The sequence below is a fragment of the Yersinia sp. LJYL362 genome (assembly GCF_048323875.1).
Genome location: NZ_JBLWEX010000309.1, coordinates 37,334 through 48,507, shown reverse-complemented (window position 1 = coordinate 48,507; position 11,174 = coordinate 37,334). Strand labels below are relative to the sequence as shown.

The window sequence follows — 11,174 nt, the reverse complement described above, 5'->3', positions numbered from 1 at the left end:
CCCATTTCAACATACTACGCGCGTAGTATGTTGAAATGGGTGACTATTATTGATACCTATTCATATATTAATTATTAGTGGTTGATTGGGTTACTTTAATTAACTTGTTGGAATAGGTTACGATAAGTGTTGAACAATAAATGTTCTTGTGATAGTGTGAATGGGTTACTTATTATTTTTATTTGGAGGCGTTATGAAAATCCATTTTCGCGATTTAGTTAGTGGTTTAGTTAAAGAGATCGATGAAATAGAAAAATCAGACCGGGCGCAGGGTGACAAAACTCGGCGTTACCAGGGCGCGGCCAGAAAGTTCAAAAATGCCGTGTTTATGGATAAGCGGAAATATCGTGGTAACGGTATGAAGAATAGAATATCGTTAACAACATTTAATAAATATTTAAGTCGAGCACGTTCTCGTTTTGAAGAAAGGCTTCACCATAGTTTTCCTCAATCTATAGCAACTATCTCAAATAAATATCCTGCATTTAGCGAAACAATAAAAGATCTGGATAATAGACCCGCTCATGAAGTTAGAATAAAACTTAAAGAATTAATAACTCATCTTGAATCCGGGGTTAATTTATTAGAAAAAATAGGTAGCTTAGGAAAAATAAAACCGTCTACAGCTAAAAAAATAGTTAGCTTAAAAAAAATATACCCATCATGGGCTAATGATCTAGATACTTTAATTAGTACTGAAGATGCTACAGAATTACAACAAAAGTTAGAGCAAGGGACCGACCTACTTAACGCATTACATTCTCTAAAAGTTAACCATGAAGTTATGTACGCATTAACGATGCAGCCGTCTGACAGAGCTGCATTAAAAGCTAGGCATGACGCAGCCCTTCACTTTAAAAAGCGAAACATCGTACCTATCGATTATCCCGGCTATATGCAACGAATGACTGACATACTGCATCTTCCAGATATAGCTTTTGAAGATTCGATGGCATCACTTGCTCCTTTAGCATTTGCTCTCGCAGCTGCTAGCGGTCGTAGACAAATTGAAATACTAATTACTGGTGATTTTGAAGCCAAAAATAAAAGTATCATTAAATTTTCTGGTCAGGCTAAAAAAAGAATGGCGGTTTCAGGTGGGCATTATGAAATATACAGTTTAATTGACTCAGAACTATTTATTCAGAGATTAGAGTTCTTACGTTCTCATAACTCAATACTTCGATTAAAAAATTTAGAAATTGCACATGATGAACATCGTACTGAGCTGTCTGTTATTAACGGCTTTGTAGCTAAACCTTTAAATGATGCAGCAAAACAGTTCTTTGTCGATGACAGGAGAGTATTTAAAGATACTCGTGCAATTTATGCTCGCATAGCATATGAAAAATGGTTTAGAACAGATCCCCGCTGGGCTAAGTGCGATGAAGATGTTTTCTTCTCTGAATTATTAGGCCATGACGACCCAGATACTCAACTGGCATATAAACAATTCAAACTGGTAAATTTCAATCCGAAATGGACACCTAATATTTCAAATGAAAACCCTCGCTTAGCTGCACTTCAAGATCTTGACAGTGATATGCCTGGCCTTGCACGTGGCGACGCTGCTGTCCGTATCCATGAGTGGGTTAAAGAACAACTGGTGCAGAATCCTGCAGCAAAAATAACTGCATACCAAATCAAGAAAAATTTAAATTGCCGAAATGACTTAGCCAGCAGATACATGGCATGGTGCGCTGACGCGCTTGGCGTTGTGATCGGTGATGATGGACAGGCAAGGCCAGAAGAACTCCCACCATCGCTCGTGCTTGATATTAACATTGATGATACTGACTCTGAAGAAGATGAAACAGAGGAAGACGTTACTGATGAAGAAATAGACGACACCGAGTTCGACATATCAGATGATGATAGTGATGAAAATACGCACGAAGAAAAACCTCGCTTTTCAGCACCAGTTCGTAGAGGTGAAAACGCTTGGCTAATTAAATTTGAATTTGCTGGCAAGCAATATAGCTGGGAAGGCAATGCGGCCAGTGTTATGGATGCGATGAAAAAGGCATGGGAAGCCTATATGTAAGACTAAATGGCTGGGACCATGGTCCCAGTCTTATCGCTTATGTGCCAACCATGCTTTTATTACAGGTTCATAATCAATTGGAAAATCATTATCGGTAAAATGAGCATCATCGCCAGTGAATGCCCCGTATTTTTTAGGTGAAAAATAACGCTTTAGCTCACGGAAAGTACTAGGAAATCCATCGGTAAAAGTACCGATGATAATAAATGGCAGTGCAATTAATATAACCCACCATCTGGCAACAAAATGATAAACCTGAAGGTGTTTACCATTATAATAATATTCAGCATAAGTGAAGAATTTCAGCTTTCTATAGAGATAGATAGAGTTATGTTCAGAGCGCGATATTTTTAACTTAGTATAACCTTTACTTTCCGGATCAATATATTGATAACCCATCCTATAAATTTCCTTTAATAGTTATCTTAAAATACATACCATTTTCCATAGCTACCAACCAACGATCACCACAAACTTGCCAATACTTTACGTTAAATAACCTTGTCAGTCATAACGTAGGACTTTCCTCTCTAAACTGAGACAGTACCTCCACCTTAACGACCTTGATAGTGGTATTCGTAGTGCCATATAATATTCGTTTTATACACACGCTCTAGCTTATATGGGAAGATGTTGGCTATTTTTGGGGCGTCGCAACCTGCATTTACTGGGGTAAATATAGGTTCAATTTTTCCCGACAGATAGATAACGTATCTTGGATGATGATGATAATCAGTATTCAATTCACTGATGCCTGTGACCCAATCACCATCATATGGCCCACCTACAAGTTTAATATCCATAAAAGGCTCACATATTATCTTTGAGTTTTGTTATGCAATCCTCAATGACTTTAGCTAGCAGAGGATATTCACCAGCATCATCTTCGCGCATTGTCTCAAGCGCGGCGTTCATCTCGCCGATAGCTCTCTGTAGAGCCTGATACTGCAATGTCTGTAATATTGTCACTTCACTCATCACAACCTCGTCTAGTTATTCTTTATTACGCCCTAAACCACCTGTAACCGTTTAAGGACGGCATACTGCCCGGCAGTAAGCTGATCCATGTGCTCACTCATATATAGCCCTGATATCGTCGCTTGTATTAAGCGGACCGGCAGCATAGCTAGTTGCTTAAACTCTTCCAGTGTCAGTGCAGCCCGAATCCAACCAAGCGGGATAGGAAGCCCAGCACATGCCTCCTCAATTGGTTTAATAGCCGTGGCCGCAGTGTTATCAAGTGATCCAACTTGAGATCTTATATCTATATCAGATCCACAAGTTAGATCCGGTTCTGCGGCCACAGGCACTTCCAGTTTATCGTTGCAGAACGATAAGGAAGCATCAGACCGGCGAGCCAGAATGTCATGAATGAATGACCACGACTCGGGATTTATCGACCACACGTACCCAAGGCCCTGAGAGCGCGGTAGGCGGCGTTTGTCGGTAGAGTAACCAAATGCCTCACATATCTGTCTGAAAACTGTCTCAGGGCGTTTGGGCTTGCCCTTTTGGCTTATATAGCCCCCAAATCTCAGCACACTGTTAAATTCTTCGGCACGTTCTTTGTTCATGAGCTGTTCCATTGCGGCTTTCATGCTTTCTTGCGTGGCTTCACCCTTGCCAGTATCTGGATCAATTCCGCATGTTGAGAAATAGGCTCGGGCGGCTTTACGATGCAGAGAAGCAAAGGTTCGCTGAGTTACTTCCATGACTGGCCGAGTCTGGACTGTAAAACTTGTTACTTGAGGTTGCATTTTAGAGAACTGGTCATCTGCCTGTTCTCTGTTTAGAGCAGTGATCGATACGAATTCATTTCTATGGTTTTGCTTGAACTGGTATGTAAAGACAATAGCTTGTTGTTCGCGGTCAATTCGCGCTGCTGTTAATTCGTCCATCGTCATTAGTTCAGCCAGAGTTAGTTTTTTCTTGCCAGCATCCATAATAAATTTAAGTGTAGGTTCAGTGACTGGCAGCAATAGTTCTTTCTCAATCTCCCAGCGTGTTAGCTGAGCTTTTTCTATTTCTGAAATTGAACGTTTAGACAGCAACTCTTCACGTTGTTCTTGGCTTGGCGTCTCAGCCTCAAGATGTCGAAGAACAGTTAGATCCCAGACGCGTTCTTTAGAGTTTTTACGTAGGGCTTTCCCTTCGTCACTTAATTGTTGGTTTTCCGCTAAATGGCAAACTTTATAGCCATCTGCGTGTAATATGCAGATCAGGTTGTTAGCAAAATCATTTCTGGCTTTAGCTTCCATCCCCGCAATTTTAAATTTCAGTTTGACGTAGGTGGTATCAGCCAGTCCAAGTGATAGCCGATCACCATCAAAGATTGCATCAGTAAATTCATCATTAATATCTGCAGTGTCGAGTAAAGCCTGTAGAAATCCTCGTTTGATACTCTCAGCGCTCTCCTCTTTACGTCCAGGAATTTGCCCTAACCCGACCATGAACTCAGTCGCTGTTCTGTCACGACGTAACATCTGGATGGCATCTGAAGGAACAATCTGACCGCAGAACGAACCAAAATGGCGTGTGAAGTGAGGTATTTCGATAGATACACCTGACGATATAGCCGGGCTGTAAATGAGTCCATCATAAAGCGGGGCACGTTGATTAGGCGCATCGGTGAAATCAATCACCTCTTGTTCCTGTTTCATATCTTGGCTTACATAAAGCCACTTCTTTTCTGGCCAGCGGTCACGTAACTGCAATAGCAGCTGCTCGGCAAAGTTCGTAGAGTCAGTAGCCAGAAGAAATTTTTCGCCTGTCTCAACAGCTTTTAGTATTTCGGTGATAATTCTATTGGTATCTGTATAAAACACTCGCCGGGCTTGGCGTTTGCCATCTTTTTCATAGGTCACATCTACAGGAAGTTCGACAACATGTATCTGAGTCCATGTAGATAGCCCGACTTGCTCACGTTTGGCCAGCGCCAGTTCGCAGAGGTCAACAAGGATGTCACTGGCATCGGCATCGACTAAAAGTGCATGATCATCGGTCATCGCGATAGATTCAATTAGCCTGTTGAAAACGTCAACGGGATGGGCCATTGCTTTCCCCGATAAAGTTGCCCGGAGTCCCTGAGTCGCTTCATCCAGTCCGAAGAAATCATGCTTAGTCATCAATGGCCGCCAGCATCCCTTAACTGTACTGTTGATACAGATGGTTGCTTTGTTGGCGTAAGGGGCTATATCTTTAGCGCCCTCATCCCCGTAGTGAACTATGTCAGTTTTTATACGCTGCCCGAGATCGTTACGCGTCATCATATCCCACAGACCACCGATCAGGCTGACGCGGTGGGCCACAGAAACGCCACGTTCGGCAGCATGCATCAATGGTCTAAGCAAGTGTTTAGACTTACCTGAGCCCATGCCAGCCCGAACAATCACAGGTCCCCGTAGTGACTTAATATATGCCAATACTTCTGGGGTGATTTGAGGGGTATTAAACCGTTTATATGTGATGTGATCTGGACGTAGCGCGGCATTAGTTACCCGTTCACTGAATGACCGGAAAGCCTGTGCATTTTGACATTTTTGTTCAAACCGTCGTTTAACTCGGCTGATAACAGTATTTTTGAATGCATCATCCGCACCTAACTTTTTAAGTTCAGCGCAAATTAAAAGGATCAATTCTTGTGGTGATATTTTAGATGGGCATAGCATCATACCTGCATCAATACAGGCGGTTAACTGGCGTGAGAATGCTCGGCGGTGCTGTTTAGCAGTTGGGGCCACGCTTAATGCCAGTAATTCTGCATCAAAAATATTACCTGATATCTTCAACCTATTTTCAATAGCAAAGAGCTGCCTATTGGTTTCAGTTATGCCTTTAGCTTGGAATAAGTCATTGAAGTCACTGAATTCTTTTTCATCTTTATTGAATAACGGTCTGGTACATTTAACGTTCGGGAATTTTTTTATTACTTCAATACCTGTTTTTATACCGGTATTCCCTTTTCCTTCAGTAGCTGATTTTTGGTCATTATCGAGAGCACACCAGATCTCAATTCCTGGATAAAGTGAATTGAGTTGTTCGACAACTTTAATCACGTTATTTGCAGCAACCGCCACAATAACGGCATCGAAACGTTTTTTTGCTGCCATGTAAACCGACGCACCGGTTGCGAACCCTTCAACAACACAAACACGTTCAGCCCCACGTAGTTTGCCAATAATATGACAGCTTCCAGAGAACGGAGCTGGCGCATCTGGGCCAGCTCCCATATCTACCGCACGAGTTTGGATTTTTGCGCCGTTACTAAATATCCGTTGCCAGCCAATAATTTTCCCGCTAAACCGCCCATCTATGTGTGATAGGGGAATGGCCATGCATTCGCGTCTGGTTAATTTTTCGCCATTGTGACCACGGTCCCAGAGGCTAACTCTACGGACATTAGTCATTGGTAATATTTGAGATATTCCCTTTTTTACTACATAAGGGTGAGTTCCATCTTCAATCGGCGAATCTGCAAACGCTTGCAGAAATTCTAAATATTCTTGTAGGTCAGCGGACCGGTGCTGGCTATTAAGAAGTTCAGCAACCCGTTTCTGTTCCTCACGTTCAATGCGCTTAGCTTCGGCTTGTTGCTTTCTTTCAAGCTCTTTAGCTGTCATTGGGACCGTGGTCCCAGTGGTCCGTTCTTTATACCGCCGATACTCGGCAAATAAGAATTGAAGCCCACTCCATACACCTGCGTCTGCACCTTTAGAAACAAAGTTAACGAATGGGTATTTGATGCCGTCTGGCGTGGATTCTAAGCGTGAGTAAATCTCAACCTTGCCGCGTAGCTTGGGGCTGGTAACAGCCGGTGCATGGCCTGTATATTTCGTGAATTTTTCAGAAGGACCACGAGAAGTGGTTAATTGAATTTCTGATGAGCACTCATTCCAGTTAATACCAGCGGAATTAGCCAGGGAAGCTAGCTCAGAATTTGCTGCATCAAGTAGTTCAAATGGGTCAGAGTTAAATAAATGTTGATAAAAATCCGTTATTTTCATATTTCCGCCTAAAAAAAAGCTCTGCACAGTTGCGCACGAGAAGCGGAAACGGCTACAATCAACTCACATTGGACGTGGGTTGTTGATTGTAGACATCCCCGAGTACGAAGCCCCGGTCGCCACAACCGGGGCTTTTTATTGTCAAAAATTTGAGTTGCTCAAATATTGACCTGCCAAGATCACCGCTCATCGGTTATTACGCCACATAATAGCCTTTGAAAGTTAACTTGGCAAAATATGCTTAACACAACATCAAATAGTCGCCTTAATTGTGTGATATTTGGCCACAAAAATTATAGGGTGTATCACAATTATTTCGTCAAGATCCCTTATCACTCGTTGTTTTCTGTCAGCGGACTCAAGCAAAACCTGATTATCTCTTTTGCTAGCAAAGACTTTAATGACTGGTTCATCGCCATTTTTTGTTATGACAACTACCTCTTCACCAGTTATGGGAGTTGCATCTGGATCTGCGATCAGCACCTCACCTTCTGTGTAACGTGGTAAAGAAGCATCATTAGAAACTTTTAATCCATACAATCTACGAGCCGGAACTCTGATATCAACAAATTCTAGAGTATTGACACCTTGGCCGTTTTTTTCTAACCATTCAATATTTGGTCCTGTTAACGTAGTACCAATGATAGGTATGCCCGGCTGTTGATAATTACCAATCCCTGTAAGAACCCATTCAATGGGTCGATCCAATTCTCTCGCTAATTTGAAAGCAAGATCTAAGGCAGGCATAGCATTAGAGTTTTCAAGATGTGAGACCCCCGCACTGGTTATCCCAACGCGTTCAGCCAATGCTCTTACAGAAAATCTCTTCTTATCGAGGGCCTTAAGCTCCTCGCGGCGTTCTTTCAGCCAGTCACCACGTTTTTTCATAGTCGAAATCATAGATCACTTTTGTATAGCTGGCTATACACCCCAAAAGTGATGATCACGCCAAAAATTGCCAATTAAACTGGACAAAATGTGCGTAGTCATCTCATAATAAATACATGAAAACGAAAGAAGCTATCAAGATTGCAGGAGGCATAAACAGCTTATGCAAACTGCTTCATTGCAGCCGTGATGCTATCTACAAGTGGGGCGCTGAAGTGCCAGCTCATCGCCAGTATGAACTCGAAGTCAAAATGCGTGGAAGACTCAAGTCGGATTACACGCTGCAGCGGCAGAATGCCAGACGGAGGAATGATGAGTAAATGTCAGCCCCGCGACACCATGTCGTCAGTTGTCATTGCGGCAACAGAGCAAATGCTCATGCAAACCGGCGAAAGCTGTGCGCATTTTGCTACTGAGCGCCTTATTCCTCAGTTAGAAGCCCAGGGATTGATTGATATCGGTACCGAAGGTGTGACTGCTGAAACTTACATACGTTGGCGTAGCCGTTGTATCAAGAGAACAGAGCGGGTCATTACTGGTGAAACCTCAATGCCAGCCGATTGGGTTATTACGTGGATGTCTGCTTTATCTGAGCCGTACAAGGGAAAATGTCAGCAGAAACTTGCAGCATTGCAGGATCTTATGTGGATTCGCCTTCCTAGTTATACCTTGCATTCAACTAAATCAATCGAAGCTGAAATTGATGAAATAACCAGAAAATTTGGTGAAGTATTGATGCATGCCGAGCCAGCTCACGACGGTGTTTATGACTGTAAAGACGACAAACACGCGCTGAGTAAATTGCAAAATAGGCTATTTGAACTGTGTGCATATATAAAGCGCGAAATAGGGAATATCGAATCAGCCACTGGTATTTCTCCTGATGTAATCCAATTAGCTGCGCAAAGTCCTCTCCGCGCTACAACAAGGGGGCATTAATTGTTGCAGCTTAATTATGTGAGAAACCGACTAACAATAGCGTTATTGGGTATTTATAAGCCTAAGGCTAATCAACTGGCTAGTATCGGTGGTTCCATACAGGGAGAGCAGAAATTCAGGGCTAAGCCTACGCGGGAAATTTCATTTGGTGAAAACCATTCAATCACTGTTCCTGCCGAGGCTATACGCTGCTGTGAAGTCCGATCATATAAAGGCAGCTCAGTGCTGCTCACCCCAGAAGCTTTTGAATATTCAGCGTGGCGTAGAGCCGTAAATAAACTGCCTTATACCTATCAGGCATGGGTTAGATATTGCTACGGCGACTCAATTCTGTTTTCAGATCAAATAGTGCTTTGCCATCACGTTTGGTCCGCATTTCTCGTTTATCAAAGAGAAATAGGCGCACCGAAAATGAGTAAAAAAATAAAAACGTTAATGCAATCACTCGTTTGGTTATCAGTACAAGAATCCAAATTAATCACCAACCGTGGCGTCGGTAAATATGACGCTACTGCCCTCAGTACTCTAAGTGGCCTATCTGCCTCTAATTGGAACCAAAACTACCAGCCTCGCTGGTTTGCTTTGTTGCAGATTGGAGCCGCGCTCGATAGGGAGGCATTAACTCATGTTGAACAAGCCCATAGAGCAGAGAACAGCCGCGAAAGCAGTATATGCGGATATTCCAGTTTGTCTTTGTCAGCAGGTAATGCGTAGGAAAGCAGATCCACCGCGTCTACTCCGGTCACAAGCCAGAGATGAATACCTGATGTATTGCCCGACCTGTGGCTTTAGAACCCACCCAGACTGGAATAAACAAGCAGTTATCAGCGAATGGTATGGGGCAAATAAGACCGGTGATCAGCACATCGAATCTTTGTGGATAGAACGTTACGAACAACAACAGGAGTCGCTCGCTGTCCAGCGTTCTAACTCCTGCAATTCTGGGACCACGGCCCCACAATCAGAAGGTAGTTAACCATGCAAACAGAACCATTAATTATTGGCCAGCGGCGCGACCCATTAGATCCAGGCGCAGATTTTAGCCGTAATTACTTACATACGCTTCTGGGCGGCTACGGCCCAAAGCCAAAAGCACAGACCGTTGATGTAACGCCATCAAAATCTACAACCCCGACTAAAAGCCAGTATGAAAAATCGATGGACCGCGCCCGTAAAGTAGTAATTAAGCGTCAGCGTCGTAAATGCGAGGGAATAGCATGAAAATGTTTAAAACTTGTTTCCCATATCTTACCGAGATTGAACTCCCTGCAGATATGGCCGAACTGGTAGAAAAAAAGGCGTTTGATGGCCTGACTGATTCGGCACGTTCAGGGTTTGGCTGGTCGCAAATTGTTCCTGACGTTCGAATGATTATCTCAGATGGTCGGGTGCTATTACTTTATCGTAAAAGTGAACGAGTAGAGAACCGAGCTGCTGTGCAGCAACTGGTCGAAGAGCGCCAGAAAAAAGCCGAAGAAAACGGGGTCGTAGTTTCAGATGATTTATTGCGAGAGTTTGAACATACCGCAACTAATGAAATTATTCGCTTTGCCCCACTAAAAACATGGTCCGCATATATTCTTATCTGCCCTGTTGAAAAACATATCTATGTTTCCGCTGGTAATGCTGCCAAATGCGAAGATGCATTGTCGCTCCTGCGTAAAACTCTTGGCAGTTTATATGCGACCCCTTGGGGCTTTGGTGGGCTGGAAGCTACCGTTCTATCAGACCACCTAAGTTGTGAAGCTGGCAAAACAAACTATTACCCTCTGCCAGATAGCCTGATTATTTCCCCGTTTGGCAAAACTATATTCACAGGTTCTGATTCTTCACTCAAAGGCACGTTTGATGGCGTGGGTATTAATAGCCCTGAAGCTAAGTCGCTTATATCTGGCATGAAAATCAGATCTGTAGAAATGGCCTTTGTTGAACGTCCCGCTGATGGCCAGCTTAAAAATCTGGCTGAGTTTTCATTGCATATCCCGGCAAATGGGAACCTGCACTTCAAAGGTTATGACTATGACAATGATGAGCGGATGTCGGAAGAAGAAGCCGATGACGCTCAACATGTATATGCCGTTGAGATGCTGCTAGTCGCCAGTTACACCCCTCAAATTATGCGCAATTTAGCCACTTTCTTTGGTGTTGCAGACGACTACAACTTTATGGTTCAGGGGTAGTTATGGCGCTGGACTGGTTTCCTCAAGGACCCATGACCCAAAGAGAGGCAGAGGAATTGGCCAGCAGATATCGTTCTGCTGGTCGGGAGGTAACAATCACTCCATCGTTTGATATTGGCA

At 43.2% G+C, this 11,174-nt stretch carries 12 protein-coding genes; 7 read left to right on the top strand and 5 right to left on the bottom strand.

Going from position 1 to position 11,174, the window contains the following annotated elements; translation table 11 throughout:
- Positions 1 to 193: 193 nt before the first annotated feature.
- A complete protein-coding gene (locus tag ACNSO8_RS24545) occupies positions 194 to 2,044 on the top strand; it encodes a protelomerase family protein (RefSeq protein ID WP_418396172.1) in 1,851 nt (616 codons plus the stop codon).
- Between the two features lie 30 nt (positions 2,045 to 2,074).
- Here ACNSO8_RS24545 and ACNSO8_RS24540 read toward each other — a convergent pair whose 3' ends face one another.
- The 5 genes from ACNSO8_RS24540 to ACNSO8_RS24520 form a co-directional block, all read right to left on the bottom strand.
- Positions 2,075 to 2,443, bottom strand: a complete 369-nt coding sequence (locus tag ACNSO8_RS24540; RefSeq protein ID WP_418396171.1) for a hypothetical protein — start codon at positions 2,441 to 2,443, stop codon at positions 2,075 to 2,077.
- A gap of 155 nt (positions 2,444 to 2,598) precedes the next feature.
- Positions 2,599 to 2,847 carry a hypothetical protein gene (locus tag ACNSO8_RS24535; protein ID WP_418396170.1) on the bottom strand — a complete coding sequence of 83 codons (249 nt, stop codon included), beginning with the start codon at positions 2,845 to 2,847 and terminating at the stop codon, positions 2,599 to 2,601.
- A gap of 7 nt (positions 2,848 to 2,854) precedes the next feature.
- Positions 2,855 to 3,022 carry a hypothetical protein gene (locus ACNSO8_RS24530; RefSeq protein WP_418396169.1) on the bottom strand — a complete coding sequence of 56 codons (168 nt, stop codon included), beginning with the start codon at positions 3,020 to 3,022 and terminating at the stop codon, positions 2,855 to 2,857.
- 32 nt (positions 3,023 to 3,054) lie between these two features.
- On the bottom strand, positions 3,055 to 7,047 hold the full coding sequence (locus ACNSO8_RS24525) for a plasmid replication protein, CyRepA1 family (RefSeq protein ID WP_418396168.1): 3,993 nt from the start codon (positions 7,045 to 7,047) through the stop codon (positions 3,055 to 3,057).
- A gap of 252 nt (positions 7,048 to 7,299) precedes the next feature.
- Positions 7,300 to 7,935 (bottom strand): helix-turn-helix domain-containing protein, encoded by a 636-nt coding sequence (locus ACNSO8_RS24520; RefSeq protein ID WP_418396167.1) that lies wholly within the window; start codon positions 7,933 to 7,935, stop codon positions 7,300 to 7,302.
- 116 nt (positions 7,936 to 8,051) lie between these two features.
- On the opposite strand from ACNSO8_RS24520, the gene ACNSO8_RS24515 reads away from it, so the two are divergent.
- From ACNSO8_RS24515 to rdgC, 6 genes are read left to right on the top strand one after another with little or no spacing between them, the layout of a single operon-like run.
- Positions 8,052 to 8,255, top strand: coding sequence for a Cro/CI family transcriptional regulator (locus ACNSO8_RS24515; protein WP_418396166.1), 204 nt, complete (start codon positions 8,052 to 8,054; stop codon positions 8,253 to 8,255).
- The gene (locus ACNSO8_RS24510; RefSeq protein WP_342079294.1) at positions 8,248 to 8,874 is read left to right on the top strand and encodes a hypothetical protein; all 627 of its coding nucleotides are present in this window, start codon (positions 8,248 to 8,250) and stop codon (positions 8,872 to 8,874) included. The genes ACNSO8_RS24515 and ACNSO8_RS24510 overlap by 8 nt, the downstream gene beginning before the upstream one ends.
- Positions 8,875 to 8,892: 18 nt before the next feature.
- Positions 8,893 to 9,588: a bacteriophage antitermination protein Q gene (locus tag ACNSO8_RS24505; protein ID WP_418396177.1), complete on the top strand. Its 696-nt coding sequence runs from the start codon at positions 8,893 to 8,895 to the stop codon at positions 9,586 to 9,588.
- The gene (locus ACNSO8_RS24500; protein WP_418396165.1) at positions 9,581 to 9,850 is read left to right on the top strand and encodes a hypothetical protein; all 270 of its coding nucleotides are present in this window, start codon (positions 9,581 to 9,583) and stop codon (positions 9,848 to 9,850) included. Before ACNSO8_RS24505 ends, ACNSO8_RS24500 begins: the two co-directional genes overlap by 8 nt.
- A gap of 2 nt (positions 9,851 to 9,852) precedes the next feature.
- Entirely contained in the window at positions 9,853 to 10,095 is a 243-nt protein-coding gene (locus ACNSO8_RS24495) for a hypothetical protein (protein WP_418396164.1), read from the top strand.
- Entirely contained in the window at positions 10,092 to 11,054 is a 963-nt protein-coding gene (gene rdgC, locus ACNSO8_RS24490; RefSeq protein WP_418396163.1) for a recombination-associated protein RdgC, read from the top strand. Before ACNSO8_RS24495 ends, rdgC begins: the two co-directional genes overlap by 4 nt.
- The last annotated feature ends 120 nt before the right edge of the window (positions 11,055 to 11,174 follow it).